The organism is Amycolatopsis sp. NPDC041971 (assembly GCF_055588925.1).
Genome location: NZ_JBVJCE010000002.1, coordinates 249,899 through 271,266, shown reverse-complemented (window position 1 = coordinate 271,266; position 21,368 = coordinate 249,899). Strand labels below are relative to the sequence as shown.

General features: G+C 68.6%; 18 protein-coding genes. 5 read left to right on the top strand and 13 right to left on the bottom strand.

What is annotated here, in order from left to right:
• Positions 1-567: 567 nt before the first annotated feature.
• Positions 568-1,770 (top strand): sensor histidine kinase, encoded by a 1,203-nt coding sequence (locus ACZ6DT_RS06400; protein ID WP_465589553.1) that lies wholly within the window; start codon positions 568-570, stop codon positions 1,768-1,770.
• A 157-nt stretch (positions 1,771-1,927) separates the two neighbouring features.
• Here the strand turns inward: ACZ6DT_RS06400 and ACZ6DT_RS06395 are convergent, their stop codons facing one another.
• The 7 genes from ACZ6DT_RS06395 to ACZ6DT_RS06365 all read right to left on the bottom strand — a co-directional run bounded on the left by ACZ6DT_RS06395 (position 1,928) and on the right by ACZ6DT_RS06365 (position 7,885).
• The gene (locus ACZ6DT_RS06395; protein ID WP_026467877.1) at positions 1,928-2,269 is read right to left on the bottom strand and encodes an RNA polymerase-binding protein RbpA; all 342 of its coding nucleotides are present in this window, start codon (positions 2,267-2,269) and stop codon (positions 1,928-1,930) included.
• A 65-nt stretch (positions 2,270-2,334) separates the two neighbouring features.
• On the bottom strand, positions 2,335-2,565 hold the full coding sequence (gene secG / locus ACZ6DT_RS06390) for a preprotein translocase subunit SecG (protein ID WP_125783705.1): 231 nt from the start codon (positions 2,563-2,565) through the stop codon (positions 2,335-2,337).
• A 140-nt stretch (positions 2,566-2,705) separates the two neighbouring features.
• Positions 2,706-3,491: a triose-phosphate isomerase gene (tpiA, locus tag ACZ6DT_RS06385; protein WP_465589550.1), complete on the bottom strand. Its 786-nt coding sequence runs from the start codon at positions 3,489-3,491 to the stop codon at positions 2,706-2,708.
• Positions 3,491-4,699 (bottom strand): phosphoglycerate kinase, encoded by a 1,209-nt coding sequence (locus ACZ6DT_RS06380; protein ID WP_465590540.1) that lies wholly within the window; start codon positions 4,697-4,699, stop codon positions 3,491-3,493. The genes tpiA and ACZ6DT_RS06380 overlap by 1 nt, the downstream gene beginning before the upstream one ends.
• 9 nt (positions 4,700-4,708) lie before the next feature.
• Positions 4,709-5,713 (bottom strand): type I glyceraldehyde-3-phosphate dehydrogenase, encoded by a 1,005-nt coding sequence (gene gap, locus ACZ6DT_RS06375; RefSeq protein WP_465589547.1) that lies wholly within the window; start codon positions 5,711-5,713, stop codon positions 4,709-4,711.
• Between the two features lie 178 nt (positions 5,714-5,891).
• A complete protein-coding gene (locus tag ACZ6DT_RS06370) occupies positions 5,892-7,079 on the bottom strand; it encodes a winged helix DNA-binding domain-containing protein (protein ID WP_465589545.1) in 1,188 nt (395 codons plus the stop codon).
• Between the two features lie 377 nt (positions 7,080-7,456).
• Positions 7,457-7,885, bottom strand: a complete 429-nt coding sequence (locus tag ACZ6DT_RS06365; RefSeq protein WP_125783697.1) for a nitroreductase family deazaflavin-dependent oxidoreductase — start codon at positions 7,883-7,885, stop codon at positions 7,457-7,459.
• An 87-nt stretch (positions 7,886-7,972) separates the two neighbouring features.
• Between ACZ6DT_RS06365 and ACZ6DT_RS06360 the strand changes: the two genes are divergently transcribed.
• Positions 7,973-8,911 (top strand): AraC family transcriptional regulator, encoded by a 939-nt coding sequence (locus ACZ6DT_RS06360; protein WP_465589540.1) that lies wholly within the window; start codon positions 7,973-7,975, stop codon positions 8,909-8,911.
• Between the two features lie 138 nt (positions 8,912-9,049).
• Here ACZ6DT_RS06360 and ACZ6DT_RS06355 read toward each other — a convergent pair whose 3' ends face one another.
• The 5 genes from ACZ6DT_RS06355 to ACZ6DT_RS06335 all read right to left on the bottom strand — a co-directional run bounded on the left by ACZ6DT_RS06355 (position 9,050) and on the right by ACZ6DT_RS06335 (position 16,666).
• Positions 9,050-9,466: a PIN domain-containing protein gene (locus ACZ6DT_RS06355; protein ID WP_465589537.1), complete on the bottom strand. Its 417-nt coding sequence runs from the start codon at positions 9,464-9,466 to the stop codon at positions 9,050-9,052.
• On the bottom strand, positions 9,456-9,722 hold the full coding sequence (locus ACZ6DT_RS06350) for a type II toxin-antitoxin system Phd/YefM family antitoxin (protein ID WP_465589534.1): 267 nt from the start codon (positions 9,720-9,722) through the stop codon (positions 9,456-9,458). Before ACZ6DT_RS06350 ends, ACZ6DT_RS06355 begins: the two co-directional genes overlap by 11 nt.
• Positions 9,723-9,769: 47 nt before the next feature.
• A complete protein-coding gene (locus tag ACZ6DT_RS06345; protein ID WP_465589531.1) occupies positions 9,770-14,236 on the bottom strand; it encodes a coiled-coil domain-containing protein in 4,467 nt (1,488 codons plus the stop codon).
• A 178-nt stretch (positions 14,237-14,414) separates the two neighbouring features.
• A complete protein-coding gene (locus tag ACZ6DT_RS06340; protein ID WP_125794026.1) occupies positions 14,415-15,155 on the bottom strand; it encodes a hypothetical protein in 741 nt (246 codons plus the stop codon).
• A gap of 56 nt (positions 15,156-15,211) precedes the next feature.
• Entirely contained in the window at positions 15,212-16,666 is a 1,455-nt protein-coding gene (locus tag ACZ6DT_RS06335) for a hypothetical protein (protein WP_465590537.1), read from the bottom strand.
• Between the two features lie 109 nt (positions 16,667-16,775).
• On the opposite strand from ACZ6DT_RS06335, the gene ACZ6DT_RS06330 reads away from it, so the two are divergent.
• The 3 genes from ACZ6DT_RS06330 to ACZ6DT_RS06320 all read left to right on the top strand — a co-directional run bounded on the left by ACZ6DT_RS06330 (position 16,776) and on the right by ACZ6DT_RS06320 (position 20,615).
• Positions 16,776-17,213, top strand: a complete 438-nt coding sequence (locus ACZ6DT_RS06330; protein ID WP_465589528.1) for a PPOX class F420-dependent oxidoreductase — start codon at positions 16,776-16,778, stop codon at positions 17,211-17,213.
• Positions 17,214-17,519: 306 nt separating this feature from the next.
• Positions 17,520-20,024, top strand: a complete 2,505-nt coding sequence (locus ACZ6DT_RS06325) for a YbhB/YbcL family Raf kinase inhibitor-like protein (protein ID WP_465590534.1) — start codon at positions 17,520-17,522, stop codon at positions 20,022-20,024.
• A gap of 72 nt (positions 20,025-20,096) precedes the next feature.
• A complete protein-coding gene (locus tag ACZ6DT_RS06320; protein WP_465589525.1) occupies positions 20,097-20,615 on the top strand; it encodes an NUDIX domain-containing protein in 519 nt (172 codons plus the stop codon).
• On the opposite strand, the gene ACZ6DT_RS06315 is transcribed toward ACZ6DT_RS06320, so the two are convergent.
• Positions 20,590-21,201 carry a TetR/AcrR family transcriptional regulator gene (locus ACZ6DT_RS06315; RefSeq protein ID WP_396566372.1) on the bottom strand — a complete coding sequence of 204 codons (612 nt, stop codon included), beginning with the start codon at positions 21,199-21,201 and terminating at the stop codon, positions 20,590-20,592. The two genes, ACZ6DT_RS06320 and ACZ6DT_RS06315, sit on opposite strands and share 26 nt — an antisense overlap.
• Positions 21,202-21,368 lie beyond the last annotated feature (167 nt).

Here is a 21,368-nt window from a genome sequence, read left to right as displayed (position 1 = left end):
TTGGGCTGTGGAACGGGGGTCTCGCTTAGAAGTTGAAGAGGGTCGAAAAGAATCCGAGGGGCGGCTGCTTTCGCGCGTGAAGGCCCCCTTCCCTCGGCCGAGCCAAGGGAAGGGGGCCTTCACGCGCTTCTGCGGGTGGAGGGCTGCGGCGAGGCGTCGACCGGTGACACCCCCATGGCGGAAGTCCGTGAAGGCCTCCTTCCCTACCCTGAAGGTAGCTAAGGAGGCGTTCACGGCATTACGCCTTCTGTGACCGTCTGGGGGCGGAAAGTGACAAAGATCAACTCGTGCCGGCTTTCGCATCAGAGACAGGCCGTTCGTGCGTCGGAACGATCAACGGACCACCGAGCCCGGGTGGTCCGGTCCGCGCCTTGACCGACCGAACGTTCATGCGCCTGTCCGCAGAACGGACAGTGACCGGACAGTCGCTAGCCCGACTGGGGGAAACTTACCGTCCCTGCACATCCACCCGTTAGCATCCGCACATTTGTTCGTTCCTGCGCGTCCCGATCGGGCGAAGAACACGTCTCACCATTCAAGTCCACAAGACGAGTGAGGTCGCCAGCGATGAGCACAGAGGGTCTCTCGATGCCAGGTATCTCGGTGGGCGGCTCCGGAGCGGACGCCGCCGACCGGATGCGCCGTGCCGCCGGGGTCATGTCGTTCGCCAAGGTCAAACGTCCCGCGCTGGTCGCGCTGGGCGTCGATACGCTCGCGATCTTCCTGGCCGCGCTCGACGTCTGGCTGGTGATCCCCGAGAAGGCTCAGCCGTACTCCATCTATCTCTCCGGCGCCGCGTGCCTCGGCCTCGCCTTCCGCCGCAAGCTGCCGTTCCTCGCGGTGATCGTCACCGTACCCGGGTTCCTGGCGGGCTGGTCCCAGCTGGCGGCGATGATCGCGCTCGGCTTCCTCGCCACCCGTAAGCAGATGCACTGGCAGACCTGGACCGGATTCGCGCTCGTCTTCACCTGCCGGTTCGTCCAATGGCCGCTGGCCGACTTCGTCGAGCTCAGCTGGCGCGAACACGTTTTGGACGGGATCTACGGCGTCATCGTCGCCGGGATGCCGGTGGCCATCGGCCTGCTCGTCGGAGCGCGGACCGAGATCTCGCAGAAGCTCTCCGAACTCGCCGCCAGCCGCGACCGCGAGCGCCGCTTCCACGCCGACGCCGTCCGCGCGGAGGAACGTGCCCGGCTCGCGCGGGAGATGCACGACGTCGTCTCGCACCAGATCACCCTGATCGCGATGCAGGCCGGCGCGCTGCAGGCGCAGACCACCGACGCCCGCTCGCTCGAAACCGCGCAGGTCATCCGGAAACTGAGCACCAAAACGCTCGAGGAACTGCGTTCACTCGTGAGCGTGCTGCGCTCGGGCTCCGAGGACGACGGACCGCGACCGGGAATCAACGAACTCGACCGGCTGATCCGCGGCTCGGACGTCCCGGTGCACCTCACCGTCGAGCGGATCCCCGACCTCCTGCCCAGCCAGGTTTCGGCGGCGGCCTACCGGACCGTGCAGGAATGCCTGACCAACGTACACAAGCACGCTCCAGGGGCCACCGCGACCATCCGGATCCAGGGCGAGCACGGTTCCCTCAAGGTCGAAATACGCAACGAGCGCGCCCGGACAGCCGGTGCGGCCCTGCCCTCTGGAGGGCACGGGCTGACCGGACTGGCCGAACGCGCTCGACTGCTGGGTGGAAGCTTCGAGACCGCCGACACCGAGGACGGCGGGTTCCGGGTGCGTGCCCGGTACCCGCTCGACCGGTGACCAGCCGGGTGGCGCAGCTGCGCTGAACTCGCCAGGCCGCAGGCCCGCCATCGCGGCGACAGGACGCGCCCCACCAACCTGACGTCGGCATGTTCGAACGGGGCGCGCCCTGGCGACGGGATCGCGGACGCGGGCTTTCAGCTCCGGAAGACCGGTTCTAGATCTCCCGGCGCTGGCGCAACCGCTCCAGCGCCTCGGCGAGGATGGCCTCGCCGTCGGCGTCGGAACGCCGTTCCTTCACGTAGGCGAGATGGGTCTTGTAAGGCTCGGTCCGCGGCGCGGCAGGCGGGTTCTTCTCGTCCTGCCCACCGGGGAGCCCGCAGCGTGGGCAGTCCCACTCTTCGGGAATCTCGGCGTCCATCGAGAACGACGGTTGCGCCTCGTGCCTGTTGGCACACCAGTAGGAAATACGGCGCCGCGGCGCCGACTCACCCCGTTCCGATTCGCCCGAAGGACCGGCACCCACGCGGGTGCCCCGAATCGCGTTACCGCCAACCATGAATCCTCACACCTATAGGGATCGGCGGCGCGCCCCCCATAGGCACGCCGAAACACCTGGATCGATCAGACCTTGAGCAGGAGCCCCAGGCCGATGATGCTGATCAGCCACACCGAACCCAGCAACACCGTGATCCGGTCGAGGTTCTTCTCGGCCACACTCGAGCCGGACAGGCTCGACTGCATACCGCCACCGAACAGCGACGACAGACCGCCACCACGACCGCGGTGCAGCAACACGGCGACCACCAGGAAAAAGCTGGAGGCGATCAACAGGATTTGCAGGAACAGCTTCATGTCATCCTCTGCGCTCTTGGAGAATGCAGGAAAACGGTGTGCCACCGGCGGCCATAGACCGCCAGAACACACCGTACTCCTGGACTCGTCCACTGCTGTGTGACGGACCGGATACCCAGGTTACCCGGTAGGTGCCCCGATCAGGGCAGGGGCCCGCCCGCGGCGAGCGCGCAGAGTTTGGTGAACTCGTCACCATCCAGGCTTGCACCACCGACGAGCGCACCATCGATGTTCTCGCAAGCGATGAGGTCACTGATGTTGTTGGCCTTGGCCGAGCCCCCATAGAGCAGACGTACAAGCGATGCGGTTTCAACGCCGTACTTCTCGGCCAGGGTGGCGCGGATGGTTCCGCACACCTCCTCGGCGTCCTGCGGGGTCGCGACCTTGCCGGTCCCGATGGCCCAGACCGGCTCGTAGGCGACGACGACGTCCTTGACCTGCTCGGCCTTGAGCCCCTTGAGGCCCTCCACCAGCTGGGTCGTGGTGTGGGCGATGTGCTCTCCGGCCTCGCGGACCTCGAGCTTCTCCCCCACGCACAGGATCGGCTTGATGCCGTGCTTGAGCGCGGCCTTGACCTTCTTGTTCACCAGTTCGTCGGACTCGCCGTGGTACTCACGCCGCTCCGAGTGCCCGACGGTGACGAAGCTGCAACCCAGCTTCGCCAGCATCGGGCCCGACACGTCGCCGGTGTAGGCACCGGAGTCGTGCGGCGACAGATCCTGGGCGCCGTAGGTGAGCGACAGCTTGTCGCCGTCGGTCAGCGTCTGGACACTGCGGATGTCGGTGAACGGCGGCAGGACCGCGACGTCGACCTTCGCGTAATACTTCTCCGGCAGGGCGAAGGCGATCTTCTGAACCAGCGCGATGGCTTCGAGATGGTTCTGGTTCATCTTCCAGTTGCCGGCGATGAGCGGTTTGCGCGCCACTAGTCGTTCTCTCCCAGCACAGCGACTCCGGGCAGTTCCTTGCCCTCCAGGTACTCCAGCGACGCGCCGCCGCCGGTCGAGATGTGCGAGAAGCCGTCCTCCGGAAGGCCGAGCCGCCGCACGGCCGCGGCGGAGTCGCCACCGCCGACGACGGTGAAGGCGTCGCTCTTGACCAGCGCTTCGGCCACGGCACGGGTGCCGCCGGCGAAGGACTCGAACTCGAACACGCCCATCGGGCCGTTCCAGAACACGGTCGCCGCGTCGGCCAGCTTGCCCGCGAACAGTTCGCGTGACTTCGGGCCGATGTCGAGGCCCATGCGGTCGGCCGGGATGGCCTTCGCGTCGACGACGTCGAACTCCGCGTCGGCGGCGAAGCCCGTCGCGGCGAGGACGTCCACCGGCAGGACCAGCTCGACGCCGCGTTTCTCCGCCTCGGCGAGGAAACCGCGGACCTGCTCCAGCTGGTCCTCCTGCAGCAGCGAGTTCCCGACCTCGTGGCCCTGGGCCTTGAGGAAGGTGTACGCCATGCCGCCACCGATGAGCAGCCTGTCGACCTTGGTCAGCAGGTTGGCGATGACGCCCAGCTTGTCCGACACCTTCGCGCCGCCGAGGACGACGACGTACGGTCGCGCGAGGTCCTCGGTGAGCTTCTTGAGGACGTCGACCTCGGCCAGCACCAGACCGCCCGCATAGGCCGGAAGGTCCCGCGCGATCTCGTAGACCGAAGCCTGCTTGCGGTGCACGACACCGAAACCGTCGGAGACGAACGCGCCGCCAGGGACGAGGGCGGCCAGCTCCGCGGCCAGCTCCTGCCGCTCGGCCTCGACCTTGCTGGTCTCGCGGGCGTCGAAGCGCACGTTCTCCAGCAAAGCCACCTGGCCGTCGGTCAGGCCCGCGACGGTGGCCTTGGCGGACTCGCCGACCAGGTCACCGGCCAGCGGGACGTCGATGCCGAGCAGTTCGGTGAGCTTCACGGCGACGGGAGCGAGCGAAAACTTCGGGTCCGGCTCGCCCTTGGGACGGCCGAGGTGCGCCGTGACGACCACCTTCGCGCCCGCCTCGGCGAGCCGCTTGAGGGTCGGCAGGGCCGCGCGGACGCGGCCGTCGTCAGTGATCATGTTCCCGTCGAGCGGGACGTTCAAGTCGGAACGTACGAGTACGAACCGGCCCGAGACGTCCTCGCCCAGCAGGTCTTCGAGGTTTTTCAGCGCCATGGCTCAGGAGAGCTTGTTGCCGACGAGCTTGACGAGGTCGGCGAGGCGGTTGGAGTAGCCCCACTCGTTGTCGTACCAGCCGACGACCTTGACCTGGTTGCCGATGACCTTGGTCAGCGGCGCGTCGTAGATGCAGGACGCCGGGTCGGTGACGATGTCGGCCGAAACGATCGGGTCGTCGTTGTAGCGCAGGATGCCGGCCAGGGGGCCCTCGGCGGCGGCCTTGTACGCGGCGTTGATCTCCTCGAGGGTCGCGCTCTTGGTCAGCGTGACGGTGAGGTCGGTGGCCGAACCGGTCGGGACCGGGACGCGGACCGCGTAGCCGTCGAGCTTGCCGTTGAGCTCCGGCAGGACCAGGCCGATGGCCTTGGCGGCACCGGTCGAGGTCGGGACCATGCTCAGCGCGGCGGCACGGGCGCGGCGCAGGTCCTTGTGCGGCGCGTCCTGCAGGTTCTGGTCCTGCGTGTACGCGTGGATCGTGGTCATGAGGCCCTGCTCGACACCGAAGGCGTCGTTCAGCACCTTGGCCAGCGGGCCGAGGCAGTTGGTGGTGCAGGACGCGTTCGAGATGATGTTCTGCGAACCGTCGTACTTGTCGTCGTTGACGCCCAGCACCACGGTCAGGTCCTCGCCCTTGGCGGGCGCGGAGATGATGACCTTCTTGGCGCCACCGGCGAGGTGCGCCTTGGCGGCGTCACCGGTGGTGAAGAAACCGGTCGACTCGACGACGACGTCCACACCCAGGTCGCCCCAGGGCAGGTTGGCCGGGTCGCGCTCGGCGAGGGCCTTGATCGTCTTGCCGTCGACGACGATGCCCTCGTCGCTGACGCTGACCTCGCCAGGGAAGCGGCCGAGGATGGAGTCGTACTTCAGCAGGTGGGCCATGGTGGCGACGTCGCCGAGGTCGTTGAACGCGACCACCTCGATGTCGTGACCGGCGGCCTGCACGGCCCGGAAGAAGTTGCGGCCGATGCGGCCGAAGCCGTTGACACCTACGCGAACCGTCACTGCTGCCACTCCCTTGAGACTCGTCCGGGATCGCCCCGGAAAGACGTCCTTTACTCGGGCGCAACCCTAGCGTGCGTGCTCGGGCGGCCCTCTTTGCCCTGACGAGACTTCCACCACTCGGTGGGTCAGGTCAAGAATCGATCAAGTGCGTCGCCACCAGGACGTCTTGGGAAAACTCTCAGCTTCGCTGTGCTAGCCGCCGTTCCAGCGGCGTGCGCATCCGTGGCGTGACTCGCACCTCTCCGAACCACTCGGCCAGGTGGTTCGCCTCCGCCTCGACGGCCCGTTCGACGTCCGCTCCGACGTCCTCCAGGAAGTGGTGGACGACCTCGCCGTCCGGACGCTGCGCCCAGCCGCCGACGATCCGGCCGTCGGCCCAGACGGTGGGCCCGATGTTCCCGGTGCCGTCGAACAACGGCGCCTTGTGCGGGCCCAGGTACCAGTCGCGCTCGAGCCATCCCATCGACGTCGGGTCGAGGGACGGGAGCAACGCGACCCACGGTTCGGGCTCCGCGACGGGCTCCACGTCGTCGGCGAGGACCATGCCGGGAACACCGTCGAGATCGACCTCGACCGGCTGAATTTCGGTGAGCGCCTTCTTCGTCTGGCCGGCCGTCCAGCCCGTCCACCAGCGGAGGTCCGCGATCGCCGCGGGACCGTAGGCGTAGAGCCACTTCCGGGCGAGCTCGACCCTGGCCGCGTCGGCGTCCCATTCGACGAGGCCCTGTGACAGCCAGTCCGCCATCGGCGCCCAGTAGTACTGGCTGCTGATCCAGCTGCCGCGCGGGCGGCCGCGCACGATGCGGCCGTCGACCGCGAGCTGGAACAGGACGCGGCTGGTGACGTTGGCGATCGCCTCGTACGGCTTTCCCTTCGACATCACGAGTTGCTGCCTGAGACGCGGCTCGTCCTCGGAAAGCTGTTGCGCCGTGGCGGAACCGCGGGCCTTCAGCGCACGCTCGGTCGCGTCCTCGACCTCGGCCAGCCAGCGTTCCGGATCGGGCACGTTTTCCGGGTGTCCCTGCGTGCCGAGGTGCTGTTCGAGCAGGCGGCGCTGCTTCTTGGCGATGTCGGCGGAACAGGCGGCCTGGACGAGTGCCGCGTTCTCGTGCCCGACGACGAAGACCGTGCGGCGCATGCCGAGCATCCGGATCAGCGTCCGCTCCTCGTAAAGCGCGTTCTCCAGCTCCGCGACACCGTCGCCCTTGACACGTGCCCACGCCGACAGGTGCACCGACGCCGGATCGGTGGCGTGCAGGGCGACGACCGCGTCCGCGGCGGCATGCACCGAGTCCGCGGGCGTGGTCAGGCGATGACGTGTCGCGAGGCGGGCACGGCGCTGCCGGATGCCGATCTTGAGGGTCACGGATCGGTTCTATCACCGGGGCCCGACAAAACCCTGCGGTGAGGTGTGGGGTCGTGAGCGGTAAGGACGTTAGGGCCAAGGTTGTCATAGGCATCTACGGGGGGTTCCGGCTGCGGTTGATCTCAGGTCGGTCCGTGAAGGCCTCCTTGAGGGACCCAGAGTCCCTCAAGGAGGCCTTCACGGACTCGGTGATCGCCACGTTCGCCCCACAGGAACCAGCAGTTGCAGCGGCACGGTGTGAAGGACTCAAAGGGCCCTTCGCGACATAAGAGCTCGGCGCCGGGCCCATCGGGAAGCACTGAAGAAGCCACCCCGCTCACCCCCGCGCCTTGTGAGTGGTAAGGACCGTTGGAACCGTCCTTACCACTCACGAGGGGCTAGACCCGCTCCAGTTCGAACACCGGGATGACCCGGCTGGTCTTGCGCTGGTACTCGGCGAACTGCGGCATGACGGCGGACTGCCTGGCGTAGACCTCGTCGCGCTCGGCGCCGGTGAGCAACCGGGCGCGGACCGCGAAGGTCTCGGTGCCGAGTTCGACCTTCGTGTCCGGGTTGGCCACCAGGTTGTGGAACCACGCCGGGTTCTCGTCGGAGCCGCCCTTGCTGCCGAAGATGTAGATCCGGTCGCCCTCGAGGAGCGGAACGAGCGGTGCGATCCGCTCGGTGCCGGACTTCGCGCCGGTGTGGTGGACGAGGACGAGCGGGAAGCCTTCGAACATGCCACCCGCCTTGCCCCCGGTCTCGCGGAATTCGGCGATCACGCCGCGGTTGATCTCGTCGAAGTCGAAGTCGATCGTGTCTGCCATGACCTCGATCGTATGGCGCATCGCGTGACCGTATCGATGACTGAGAATGCCATGAGCATATCCATTTGTCGCACTATGCTCGGCAGGATGGACCTGTTGGCCGAAACCCTCGCCGTGGGCGGCGTCCGCGGCACCGCTGGCGCCCGGATCGAGGCGTCCGGGCCGTGGGGGATCCTCTGGCACGGCATCGCCGGTGCGGCCTTCTACGCCGTCACCAGCGGGTCGGTGTGGCTGGACGTGGCGGGCCGTCCGCCGCGGCAGCTCATGCCCGGCGACGTCGTCCTGCTGCCGAACGGACCGGAGCACACCCTGCGCAGCGCCCCGGGCGTCGCGATCATTCCCAACCTGTGCACGGCGGCGGAGAAGGCGCGGGAGTGCGGCGGAGTACTGCGCCTCGGTTCAGGGGAGGTCGAGACCCATGTCCTCGGCGCGTCCTACGACTACGATCCGGCGGTGTCCACCCAGGTGCTGGCCACCCTGCCGGAGCTGGTGCACATCCGCGCGAACCACGTCGGCGGCGGGCTGGACGACACCGTCCGGCTGCTGTCGCGGGAGCTGGCCTCTCCGCAGATCGCCACCGAGTTCGTCCTCAACCGGCTCGTCGACATCCTCCTGGTCCAGTTGCTCCGCGCGTGGCGGACCGAGAAACCCGCCGAGACGCGGGGAACCTGGCTCGGTGTCCTCGGCGATCCGCTGGTCAGCGTGGCCTTGGCCAAGATCCACGAGGCGCCGGCGAAACCGTGGACCACCGACCTGCTCGCGGCGGAACTGGCGATCTCTCGCAGCACCCTGACCCGACGCTTCCGCGAAACCACCGGCCGGACTCCCGGCGATTACCTGACCCAGTGGCGAATGGACCTGGCCGCGGTCCGGCTCCGCGACACCGACGACACGGTGGACACCATCGCCCGCTCTGTCGGCTACACGTCGGTGTACGCGTTCAGCCGGGCCTTCCGGCGGGCTCGCCATCAGGCGCCTGGGCAGTACCGGACCTCGGCTCGGGAAAGCCTCAGGCCGGCCGGGTGAAGGGCGCCGGAACCGTGGTGATCGCCGGCCACCAGCTCGGTACAGGTGGTCGTGAGTGACGATTCGGGTTAGAACACGAATCGCCACTCACGACCAACCCGACCCATGTCTCACCGCCACTTCGCCATGCGAAGCCGGTCAGCTTCCCGGCCGGGTGACCGGAACGACGTCGAGAAGTTCCTTCAGGCCTTCGAAATCCTGCGGATTGGTGGTGTACAGGGGAATTCGGTGCGCGATGGCCACGCTGGCGATCATCAGGTCGGCTACCCGGCGCCGGGGCGTCCTGCCCATCGCGAGCACGGAAGCCGACACCCGGCCGAAGATCCGGGCCGCCTCGGTACCGAAGGGCAGCGGGTCGAATTCGGACTCCACCCGTTGCAGCAGATCCATGCGCCGGGCTCGCTCGGCCGGGTCGCCGGCGTAATGCGGCCCCGCGGAGAGTTCGGCGAGCGTGATCGTGCTGATCGACATCAGGTCCGGCAGCTGGGCGTGGTCGATCGTCCGCCGGAGGATGAGGATGTTCGTATCGAGCAGGCCGTGAACCTCAGCGGCCATAGGGATCGTCCGCCTCCCCTTCGAAAGCGTCGTCGAGGTCCGCGCGGAACCTGTCCGGATCGATGAGCGGAGCGTTCGCCGAGCCGGTGGCGAACCGGTCCCGGGAAACGGCGTGCCGGCGACACAGCGGGACCAGCTGGGCGATGGGCGAACCGCTACGGGTCACGGTGAAGGTCTCCCCGTGCTCGACCGCGTCCATGATCTCGCCGGACCGGTTCCGGAGATCACGCTGGGAGATCTCGTGCTGAACGCTCATGAGCGCACTATAGCGCTCATGTGCCCCAGAGTGCCACCCTGTGCCACCTAGGCGGTTTCCTCCTCCTGTTCCGGCTCTTCCGCCGGCCGGGTGAACAGCCGTGTCGCCGAAAGGCGGGCGACGCCGTCCGGCTCGCCCAATTCGTCGGTCGCGTTCCGGATCGTCGCGTCGACGGACAGGTACTTGCGGCCCGCCCGCAGGTCCGCGTCGTTGCGCAGCCGCACGATCAGCGGGAACTCGCTCAGCGCGCCGGCGTCGAACAGGCCGGTGGTGTAGACCAGCTGGACGCCCAGCGCCTCCGCCACCGCGCGCTGCAGTTCCAGCAGGTAACCCGCCGAAGCGCGGCCGATCGGGTTGTCGAGGAACAGCACGCCGGAGTGCCGGTTGCGCGCCTTGCCGCGGTTGTTCGCCCGCAGCGCCGCCAGGGTGCAGTACAGGATGATCGCCGCGGTCAGCTGCTGCCCGCCGGAGAACACGTCCCGGATCTCGGAGACACGCTGGCGTTCGGTCCGCAGTACGGAGTCCGGCTTCAGCATGTCGACCCGGAACCCCTTGGGAGCGGCGGCCTGCACGCCGCGCAGCACGAGCGAAAGGCCGTCCCGTTTGACGTCCCGGCCGTCGGAGGTCTTCCCCACCGCGGCCTCGTCGACGACCTCGCCCAGTTTCTCGGCGAGCACGTTCTCTTCGAGTTCGGTGAAGCGGATTCGCAGGAATTCCTGGCCAGACCAGTCGCCCAGACCGTCCGGCAGCCGTGAAACCCGTTGTGCCGCGCGAAGAGTACGCAGCGCACCGTCGACCATGCCCTGCAGGCGGGTGATGATGCCGCCGCGGTGCCGGTCGATCTGCGCCAGATCGTCGGTGAGCGTGCGCAACCGCGGCCGCAGCGCCTCCGCCCATTCCGCGGCGTGGGCGGGAAGCTGATCGCGGCGGACCGAGATCACCTGCTGCCGCACCGGCGTGCTGAGCTTCTCGAATCGTTTGTCCGTGGCGTACTGCGCCAGCTGGTCGGCCGCGGCCCGCACCCGGCGGTCACCCGCGTCGGCGGCGTCCTGCGCCTCCGTGAGCGCGGTGTTGAGCCGGGAGTGCTTGGCGCGCGCGGATTCGACGTCGCCGTCGAAAGCGGCCGCGTCGTCCTCTTTGGACAACAGGTGTGCCATGGATTCGGCCAGCAGGCCGAAGCCGGACGCGGACGCCTTCGCGGACTCCAGTGTCGCTTCGGCCGCGGCGCGGCGCTCCTGGAGTTCCTCCCATTTCCGCGCGGCGGCGGACACTTCGAGGCTCGCCTCGTCGATCAGCTCCAGGCCGTGCTCGATGTCCTTCGGCCTGGCGTCGAGAGCGAGGGCCGACGGTTGTTCCGGGAGCTGGCTCAGTTCCGCCTTGCGGGTAGCGACGAGGCCGACGAGCTCGGTGCGTTCCTCTTCCAGCACGGCGACCGCCCGGTTCGCCCGCGCCTGCGCCGCCGCCCGCGCGGAAGCGTCGGAACCGTCCGGCGTCTCCAGCAACGACGAGGCCCGCTCGCGGACGGCGTCGTCCAGCGCCTCGACGGCCGCCCGCGCGGACGCCTCGACGCTTTCCGCCTGGTCGAGTTCGGCCCGCAGATCGCTGCCGACCTCGACTTTCGCGTACGCCTCGGAAGCCGACGCGAAAGTACGCCGCAACGCGTCCACCGGCTCGGCGGGCACCGGATCTTCTTCGGTGACGTCGCTCGATCCCGGAACCTCCGCCAATTCCGACTTCGCGGTCGTCGCCGTGCGCCGGTGTCCGTCGGCGGTGCGTTGTTCCTCGCCTGCCTGCTCGCGCAGGCGGGAAGCCCGCACCGCCGCTTCGGACGCCGTCGACTCGGCCCGCTCGGCGGTCTCCGTCGCGCGTTCGACGTCGTCCGTCCACTCGGGAATCTTCGCGGCGCGCGTGGCGAGCGCATCGAGGCCACGGGCACGTTCCCCCGCCTCGGCCGAAGCCGCGCGCAGTTCGGGGACCCGATCCCGCAGCCCAGTCACCTTCTCACCGAGGCGCTGGAACTCCTTTTCCGCCTGCTCCAACGCGGTCTGCGCGGTTTCGTGCGCCGTGCGCGCGTTCTGCAGCTGCTCGGCCAGCGTCGCGATGCTGCCCGGCGGGTAGTCCTCGCGCCAAGTCTTGAGTTTCCACGACAGCGCGCTGTCGTCGGCCAGCGACGACGCCAGCGCTTCCAGGCGGCGCTGACGTTCCGCGTGCCGGAGCGCGATGGCCTCGCGCTCGGCGTCGGCGGCCTCTTCGTCGTACATGGCCGGGTTGGGCGGCACGAGGAACTCGATGCCGGCCTCTCCCGGCAGCCGATCGGTCGTGGTGGCCTCGGTCGTGGCGACGGGGATGATCGTGGTGGGCAGCAAACGCCGCTCCGCCAAGACCTTCTCGGCGAGCCGGACCTGCTCCGGCTCGTTGAGCAGGATCCCCGAGACGAGCTGGGGCGCACGGGCCAACACCGCCGCACGCCGCTTCTTGTCCAAAGTAGACAGGTAGCGCCAGCCGGACCACGCGTTCATCCCGGCGGCTTCCAGCGCGTCCAACGCGGCCTGGACCTCTTCGGTGGCGGGCAGGAGACCGCCCGAACCCAGTGCGTTCAACGCGCGCTCGTCGACGGATTCCTCCATCCGCAACGCGGTCTGTTCCTTCTCCGCGGCCGAACCCGCCTCGCGGAGCCGTTCCAGCAGCACCGGGAGATCCGTCTCCAGCGCGACGTCGTCCGCGCCGAGGAGTTCACTCAAGCGGGGTTCGACGGCGAGCGCGTCGGTGCGCCGATTGGCCCTGTCGAGCTCGTCGGCCGCGCGCTCCAGCCTGTCCGTTGTGGATCCGACGAGGCGGTGCGCGTCGTTGACGGTGGCCTGCGCGGAACGCAGATCCTCGGCGACGCGTTCGAGTTCCTGTTCACGGCGGACGAGTTCCGCGGCGGTCGCCCCGGCCCCGGTCCTGGCCTCGCGCGCCGCCTCCGCGACATCGGCCCCGGCCTTGAGCGCGCCGGACCGGACGGCTTCCGCGATCTCCTCGCGGACTTCCGCGATCCGTGCGCCCAGCCCGCGGGCCTCCGCCCGGCGCGAAGCCGCGAGATTCGCCGACTCGTCCCGTTCCGCCTGGACCTTTTCCGCTTCGGCACGCAGGGCGCCGACCTGCGCTTCGGCCTTCGCCGCCTGCTCGGTCGCGTTCTTGGCCAGCGCCAGCAGGCCACGCGCGAGCGCGGCCGCGGCGGCGTTGCGCGCCTGCAGCGCGGGCTGCGCCTTCTGCTCGCGATTTCCCACCAGTTCCCGGAAATCGCGGGCCTTGCGGGCGGCGTTGAGGTGGTTGAGCACGGTGGCGCATTCCCGCCACGCCTCGGCGGAGGTCTTGGCCTCGGCCAGTTCACCGTCGATCCGCTTCTTGCTCTCCTGCGCTTCGTCGAGCCGCAGTTTCCCGACCAGGCGACGGAGTTCGGTGACCCCGGCGGTGAGACGGCGGTGGTCGCCCTCGGCCAGTTTCTCCGCGGACTTCACCTCGTCGACGTGCTGTCCGAGCCCGCTCAGCCGCTCGTTCTCCAGCTTGTCCCGCGCGGCGACCTGACCGGCCAGCGTCCGCATCTCGGCGCGGGCGGCGTCGGCGAGCTTCCGTGACGCGGCGGCGACGCCTTCCTCCTCCGCCAGCGGCGTGAGCAGATCGAGCGCACCCGCGACGAAGTCCCGCTCCGACAGCAGATCCCCCCGCTGGGCGAGGTTGTGCGCGTACGTCGCGACGACCTCCGCGAGGTCCTTCGGCTCCTCCTCCGAAAGGACCGCGCGCAACAGGAACTCGACGAACGCCTCGTCGGTGCTGAACGCGAAGGCGTCCGCCGCCTCACCTTCACCGGCGTTCATCGCGCGCTGGTAACGGAAAAGCTCGGTGTCGAGGCCGAGGCCGTCGAGCCGGGACGTCCATTCGTGGTGACGCCGGGTCCAGAACAGCTCCAGTTCCGGCTCGCCGCCGTGCACCTTGTCGAGCTGGTCGTGGAAACCGGACATCGTCAGCAGCCTGCCGTCCGACGTCAGCGGCAGCGAGTCCAGATCGAGCGAGGGGGTGGGACGGAAGCAGTACCAGGAATCGACGAGGTTCTCCGAATCCGCCGACACCACGTGCCCGCGCCATTCCGACACCTTGCCGGTGATCACCCGGTGGCCGGTCTCGACCTGCAGCCACTCCAGCACGACGTGCGAGACGTCCTTGGCCGCGACGAACTTCTCCAGCACCTTGGTGTTCGTCGTGCCGACGACCTGGCGGCGGCCGGGCAGCATGACCGAGAAGATCAGCTTGATCAGGACGGATTTGCCGCCGCCGTTCTCCAGGAACAGCACGCTCGCCGGCGACGGGCGCCGCGGCGGCCCCTCTCCCGCCAGGTGGATCCCGGCGCTGAACAGCGCGTCCTGCTTGGGTGCGGTGATGGCCGCGCCGACGCCGCTGAAGTCCAGCACGACGTCCTGGTACCGCGCGCCCGCCGGGCCCACCGAGTGCAGGCGAACCCGCGAAAGCTCGTACATCTCTTCCCTCCCCTATCCGAGAACCCGCGTCCGCGATAGCGCTGCCAGGGCGCTGGTTCCCGTTGCCACCCACGCTCTGCTTCCCGGCGCCCTGCCGCCGCGAGGGCGGGACCTCCGGCCCGGGCGGGTTCGCATCGGCTGATTTCCGCTCATCACCATTGCTCCGCTCACCAGCCGGTTACAGCGTGTCCGAAGCGGCAGCCCGCAGTGTCCCGCCGCCGTTGGCGACCGAGACCACGTTCAGCTCGAGCAGATCGTCGAAGGCCGCGTCGGCGGCGAGTTCCCGCACCTGTACCTGATAGCGCGGCGTCGTCCGATAGGTCCCGCCCTGTTCCCCGCTGACCTGGACGAGAAAGCCTTGATCGGCGAGAAAGCGCAGGGCGCGCGCGACCATGCCGCGCGTGGTGTCCGAAGCCAGCCTGCCGTCCTTGGTCGCCGCCGCCGCGGGACGCCGGGCGTAGGCGCGCCAGGCCTGTTCGAGCTCGGGCGCGTCGGCCAGCGGGTCGTTGTTCGCCTCGGCCGCCGCCGCGCGCTCGTCGAGGATCCGGCAGGCCTCACGCACCATCGCGTCGACCTGCTCGACGCTGACGCGGCCGATGTAGGTGTCGTTGGCGAGGTCGTCCGGGCGCGGGTAGCCGAGCGCGGCGGTGGCCAGATGGACGAGCCCGTGCAGGACCTTCTCGGTCTCCCGGCGTTCGCGGATCTTGCTCTGCCGCGCGTAACTGTCCATTTTGATCTCGAAGACGGACTCGTCGGTCGCCGCCAGCACGGCACCGGCCTGGAGGTTGACCTCCAGCACCATCAGCCCGAGCCCGGCCGCGACCGCGTGCGTGAGCTGTTTGAACGCCCTGTCCTCGCCGTAGCGCCGGACGAGATCGCCGTACACGACGTCCCGCGACGGCAGCTGCTTCGGGCGCATGCCGAACGAAACCAGCCTGGCCGCGGATTCGACGTCCCCTGTGGAAATCCCCGTCGTCACGCGACCTCCTCCTCTTCCTGGTCCTCACGATCGACCCTCGCCGACGAAAGCAGCAGATCCGCTCCGCCGAACTCGGGGTCTTCGAGCAGCGTGCCGTCGTCGACGGCCAGCAGTACCTGGCGCTCCCCCAGCCGCAGGGCCGCGCCGACTTCGGGACTGTAGGCGTGCACCGCCCGCAGGGCGACCAGGGCGGGCAGCCCTGGATCGATCCCGCGGGCCTCTTCGAGCAGTCCGGACAGCCGTCGCGGCACCTCCGGCAAGTCGAGCAGGTCGTCGGCGAGGCGCCACTGTTCGTCACCGAATTTGTCGGTGACCTCGGCGGGCATGAGTTCGGGCTCGGGGATCTCGCCGACGAGCTGGTCGCGTTCCGGCGCCGGCCGCAGCAGCAGCGACACCAGCGAGGACAGCGACGGCACGGTCGGCGGGGAGATCCCGGCACCGGCGTGGAAGAACGACTCGGCGGGCGCGACGGCCTCGGCGATCGGCAGGCCCAGCGTCGGCATCAGGAGCTGGCCGAACAGGTCGATCGTCGCGCGCTGCGGCGGCCCGGAGAACTGCTGGCGGTCCTGTTCGGCGCGGAACACCGCTCCGGCGTCGGCCAGCCTCGACTGGAGCCGGGTGTGGCGGCGGATGCAGTCGCCGACGATGTCGACGAGTTCGGCCGCGCGGCGTTTGCGGTCGAGATCCTCGGTCTCGTCCCGCGACGCGGTGATGTTCTTGAGGATCGCGTTCTCGGCGCGGAACCGGGACTCGATATGGGACAGCGCCTGATCCAGCAGGTCCGGGACCTCGCGTTCCCAGTCGACCGCGCGGACGTCGCGCCGGGTGGCGTCCAGCTTGGCGCGCAGCGTCTCGCCGTATTGAACGGTCCGGTAGCGGGCCTGCTCGGCGGCGAGCTTCGCGTCGGCGAGGCGGCCGCGGTTGATCAGGTTCTCCAGTTTCACCTCGGCCGCGATCTGGGCGGACTCGACGTCGGTGTCCAGCGCGCCGACGAGGACGTTGATCGCTTCGTCGGTGGCGCGCAGGTAGACCTCGCCGTCGGGCGCCGCCAGCTCGACGAGCAGCTTGAAATCGAACTGGCGGCGCTGGTAACCCCCGCCCGGACCGATGGAGCCGTAGACGCGGCGGAACCCGCGATCGGTGGTGCCGACGTTGATCAGGTTGTCGAGGACCCACCGGGCGACCTTGGCGTGCTCGTCCGGTGTCCGGCCGGGCGCCTGGAGCCCGACGAACGGCAGCAACCGCGCGATCACCTGGTCGTGATCGGCGCCGGTGTCGAAGTCCATCGACACGGTGACCTGGTCGATCGTGTGCAGGGCGATCTCGGCCATCTGGTAGATCGTGGCGTCCGCCCAGTCCAGCTTCGCCTTGCGCGCGTCGAGGTCGTGCAAGGGCGCTGTACAGGCCAGCGCCTTGAGGCGGCGGGTCAGCCCCTCGTCGGCCAGCCCCATCCCGGTCAGCTCGTCGTCTCGCACAGCAGGCCAGGCTAGTCGCCACCCCCGGCGACCCGCACGGGTGACCGGGGTGCCCGGTGCCCCGGGCGGCGGTAGCGTCTGGTCCATGCGTGAAATGAGCCGGGACGAATGGTGGGACTTCGCGAGCAAGGGCACGCGAACGGGCATGCTCGGCCTGGTCCGCGCCAACGGGGCGCCGATCGTGACGCCGGTGTGGTTCCTGCTGAACGAGGGCCCGGACGGCGACGAGCTGATCTTCACCACCGGCACGGAGACCCTCAAGGGGAAGGCGCTGCGGCGCGACCCGCGGCTCTCGCTGGCCGTCGACGACCAGAAGCCGCCGTTCTCGTACGTGCAGTTCACCGCCGAAGCCGTACTGCACAACGATCTCGACGAGATGCTCGAATGGGCGGCCAAGCTCGGTGGCCGGTACATGGGCGCCGACCAGGCCGAGGCCTACGGCCAGCGGAACGCCGTCCCCGAGGAGTCGTTGGTGCGCGCACGGATCACGAAGGTGATCGCCCGGGCGGACATCGCCGGCTGACCGCTCTCTTCTCCGCGTTTAGTCCTCTGGATGCGGTACTTGCGTGTGCAAGTACCGCATCCAGAGGACTAAACGCGTTTCGGGGGATGACCCTCCGTGTTAATGGTGGTCAAGTATTGACACGAAGGAGCCACTGGTGTGTGATTTGACCCATAGATAGGAAAGTTTCCTAACTAAAGCCCCTTCCTCCGCCGGGCCCGCCCGGTCCGCCGTTGCACCTCCCGACCCCGAACTTCACGCATGGAGGCTCCAGTGGCACCCCGACCACCGTGGCGCGCGTTGCTCACGTGTGCCGCCGCGACGGCGATGACCCTCGCCGTCCTGCCGGCTCCGCCCGCCGGCGCGGCAATGACCGACCATGAATCCGAAGCCTCGACGATCTCCCAAGGCGCCGTCGAAAAGAACCACGCCGGCTATTCCGGCACCGGGTTCGTGAACTTCGACAACGTTGTCGGCAGCTACGTCGAGTACACGGTGAACGCCGCGCAGGCCGGAACCCAGACGCTGACTTTCCGCTACGCCAATGGAACCACCATCGACCGGCCCGTCTCGTTGAGCGTCAACGGGACCGCCGCCGGCACGCTGTCCTTCCCCGGAACGGGCGCGTGGACCACCTGGGAGACCGTCACCAAGAACGTCACCTTGGCCGCCGGAGCGAACAAGATCCGCAGCACCGCGACGACCGCGAACGGTGGTCCCAACGCGGACAAGCTCACCGCGAGCGGAGTGCTCGACGCCGAAGCACCGACCCCGCCGGAGAACCTGGCCGCCAAGGACATCAAGGCCCGCAGCGCCACTTTCACCTGGCAAGCCGCGACGGACAACGTCGGCGTGGTCCGCTACGACGTCATGCGCGGCGGCAACGTCCTCAAGACCGTCGACGGGAACACACTCAGCGCGACCGTCGACAACCTGCAGCCGAACACTGCCTACGACATCTCGGTCGGCGCCTTCGACGCGGCCGGAAACCCTTCGCAGCAGAGCAATGTCGTCCAGTTCACGACACCGCCCAGCGGGGACACCACGCCGCCGACGGTGCCGGGGAACCCGCGTTCGACGTCGGTGACCGCGAGCAGTGTCTCGTTGGCGTGGAACGCTTCCACGGACGACAGCGGCACCATCGCCGGTTACGACGTCTATCAGGGCACCACGAAGGTCGCGACGACACCTTCGCTCGAAGCCACGATCACCGGGCTGACGGCGAACACGTCCTACACCTTCACGGTGAAGGCGCGTGACCTCGACGGCAACGCCTCGGCCGCGAGCGCCGCGCTGACCGCGAAGACGAGCGGGAACGCGGGCGGCGGAATCCCCGAGTACGACAAGGACATCACCAAGGCGGACCTCGCCTGGTCCGTCGACTTCCTGCCGGACGGAACGGCGCTGGCGACCGAACGGGACCGGTTCGAGATCCTGCGGATCACGCCGTCGGGTGAGAAGACCGCGGTCGGCAAGGTGCCCGGCGCGGTCGGCACCAACGGCGAGGGCGGCCTGCTCGGCATCACGGTCTCGCCGAACTACGCCACCGATCACGCGATCTACCTGTACCACACGGCATCCGGGGACAACCGGATCGTGAAGATGACCTACGACAACGGAAAGCTGTCCTCGACGTCGACGCCGGTGCTCACCGGGATCGCCAAGAACCGCTACCACAACGGCGGAAGGCTGCGTTTCGGTCCGGACGGCAAGCTCTACGCCACCGTCGGCGACGGCCAGAACAAGGACACCGCGCAGAACAAGGGATCGCTCAACGGCAAGATCCTGCGGGTCAACCCCGACGGCTCGGCACCGGGTGACAACCCGTTCTTCTCCACCGGCGGCAACGCCCGCTATGTCTGGAGCTTCGGGCACCGCAACCCGCAGGGCCTGGCGTGGGACTCCCGTGGCCAGCTGTGGGCTTCGGAGTTCGGCGACGGCAAACTGGACGAGCTCAACCTGATCCAGAAGGGCGGCAACTTCGGCTGGCCCCAGTGCGAAGGCACCGATGGCTCCTGCGGTGGCACTGTCGCGCCGAAGAAGACCTGGTCGACCAGTTCCGGCGGGCCGAGCGGGATCGAGATCGTCAACGACTGGATCTACGTCGCGGCCGTCACCAGCGAGCAGCTCTTCGCCACCCAGATCAACGCCGCGGGCAACGGCGTCGGTTCGGTGCAGTCGCTGTTCTCCGGCCGCTGGGGCAGGCTCCGCTCGGTCACCAAGACACCGGACGGCGGCCTGTGGGTCACCTCGACCAACGCGGACAAGAACGGCGGCACCCCGAGCGGGATCGACAACGTGGTGGTGCGGTTGAAGTTCCCCGGTGGCGGACAGCCGGGAGCGTTCAAGCTGACCAGTTCCGCGTTCGCCGACAACGCGTCTATCCCGGACAAGTTCACCTGTGCCGGTGACGGCACCGCGGGTCAGGACACCTCTCCGCCACTGGCGTGGAGTGCCGGGACCACCGGCGCCAAGGGATACGCGGTCGTCTTCGCCGACGTGGCCAGCAACGGCAACAAACTGCACTGGGCGATCTGGGACATCCCGGCGTCCGCGACGTCGCTGCCCCAAGGCCTCGGAGCGGGCTACACGGTTCCGAACCAGAACGGTGCGAAGCAGAAGGCGATGGGCAGCGGGGCGAACTCGCAGAAGTACTTCGGCCCTTGCCCCGGCGGCTCCAGCCATCCCTACACGTTCACGCTCTACGCCCTGAAGTCGGCGACGGTGCCGGGTTTGTCCTCGTCCTCGACGATGGCGCAGATCGAGACGGCGATCAAGAACGCCTCGACGGCCAACGTCAAACTGCGCGGCAAATCCAGCGCCGCGTCCTGAGTCGCGGCCGGGGTGTCCGGAGCGGCGCCGGGCACCCCGGCCGTTTCCATGGAAACGCCTAAGCTCAGACCGGTGAAGGACTGGAAATTCTGCCCTCGCTGCGGCGACCGCACACGGCTCGCCGGTGACGGCGAAGACGCCCACGTCGAATGCCCCGTCTGTGGCTTCACCAAATACGACAACCCGCTGCCGACCACGGTCGGGCTCGTCCTCGACGGCGACCGGATCCTGTTGCTGCGCCGGGAACACGAGCCGCGGAAGGACAGCTGGGACACCGTCGGAGGTTTCCTCTTCGGCGCCGAGACCGCCGAGGAGAACCTCCTCCGCGAAGGGCTCGAGGAAATCGGCTGCGAGCTCCGGAACCTCCGGTTCGCCGGGTCGTACCCGTCCGTCTACGGCGACACCGGGCTGAGGACGATCGGCCTCGCCTTCGTCTGCGAACTCCCGCCGGACGCGGTAATCGTGCTGTCGGAAGAGAATTCCGAGTACGCCTGGTTCCCGCTGGGCGATCGCCCGCCGCTCGCCTTCGCCGACTGCGAAGCCGCCGTGGCGGACTTGGCGGCGCTCACCAGCCGAACAGGTTCCGCATGATCCGCGAGCAGCGCTCGGTCATCGCCGCGGCGTCCTGATCCGGCTGGTCGATCCACCAGCTGATCAGGGAATCGACCACGCCGGTCCACACCTGGGCGATCGCCTCGATGTCACGATCGTCGTCCAGCCCACGCGAGTGCATCAGCTGCGCGGCGCCGATCAGCGCGAACCCGTCGAGCCGGTGGCGATAGTCGACCGCGACGCCGGCGATCTCGCCGGTCGACGGCACCGTCGGGTCGCGAAGCAGCTTCCACGCGTACCGGTCATTGTCGAACGTCTCGAAAATGGCCGAAAGTACGGCGAGCGGCATCCGTTCCGGCGGCTCGCCCTTCTCCGCCATCGTCTCGGCGACCCCTTCGGTCAGTCTGTCCCCCGCCCGGTGCAGGCAGGCGAGGTACAGCCCGTCTTTCGAGCCGAAGTACTGGTACAGCAAGGGTTTCGTGACGCCGACCCGGCGGGCGATCTCCACCATCGACGCCCCGGCGTACCCGTTCTTGCCGAACTCCTCCGTCCCCGCGCGCACGATCTGGGTCTCCCGTTCCTCACGGGGCACCCCTTTCGTGCCGACGGCCCTTGCTTCTGTCACGGCGGGTATCTTACCCTGAGGTAAATGACCTCAAGGTAAGTTACCTTATGGTCAGTTCACGGGGCACTATGCCGCGAAAGCCACTTTCGGGACACCAGGCGTCGCGAAAGTGGCTTTCGCGACGCACCGACCAGGGGACCATGGGGTTCAGCGAGGGCCATGTCAGC

Excerpts from the sequence above, each read along its gene's own strand:
- ACZ6DT_RS06360 (WP_465589540.1), top strand. The coding sequence starts at position 7,973 with ATGGACCTGTTGGCCGAAACCCTCGCCGTGGGCGGCGTCCGCGGCACC.
- ACZ6DT_RS06340 (WP_125794026.1), bottom strand. The coding sequence starts at position 15,155 with ATGCGCCCGAAGCAGCTGCCGTCGCGGGACGTCGTGTACGGCGATCTC.
- ACZ6DT_RS06355 (WP_465589537.1), bottom strand. The coding sequence starts at position 9,466 with ATGGCCGCTGAGGTTCACGGCCTGCTCGATACGAACATCCTCATCCTC.
- ACZ6DT_RS06400 (WP_465589553.1), top strand. The coding sequence starts at position 568 with ATGAGCACAGAGGGTCTCTCGATGCCAGGTATCTCGGTGGGCGGCTCC.
- ACZ6DT_RS06345 (WP_465589531.1), bottom strand. The coding sequence starts at position 14,236 with ATGTACGAGCTTTCGCGGGTTCGCCTGCACTCGGTGGGCCCGGCGGGC.
- ACZ6DT_RS06395 (WP_026467877.1), bottom strand. The coding sequence starts at position 2,269 with ATGGTTGGCGGTAACGCGATTCGGGGCACCCGCGTGGGTGCCGGTCCT.
- ACZ6DT_RS06330 (WP_465589528.1), top strand. The coding sequence starts at position 16,776 with ATGCGTGAAATGAGCCGGGACGAATGGTGGGACTTCGCGAGCAAGGGC.
- ACZ6DT_RS06350 (WP_465589534.1), bottom strand. The coding sequence starts at position 9,722 with ATGAGCGTTCAGCACGAGATCTCCCAGCGTGATCTCCGGAACCGGTCC.
- ACZ6DT_RS06365 (WP_125783697.1), bottom strand. The coding sequence starts at position 7,885 with ATGGCAGACACGATCGACTTCGACTTCGACGAGATCAACCGCGGCGTG.
- ACZ6DT_RS06335 (WP_465590537.1), bottom strand. The coding sequence starts at position 16,666 with ATGGGGCTGGCCGACGAGGGGCTGACCCGCCGCCTCAAGGCGCTGGCC.
- secG (WP_125783705.1), bottom strand. The coding sequence starts at position 2,565 with ATGAAGCTGTTCCTGCAAATCCTGTTGATCGCCTCCAGCTTTTTCCTG.
- ACZ6DT_RS06325 (WP_465590534.1), top strand. The coding sequence starts at position 17,520 with ATGACCCTCGCCGTCCTGCCGGCTCCGCCCGCCGGCGCGGCAATGACC.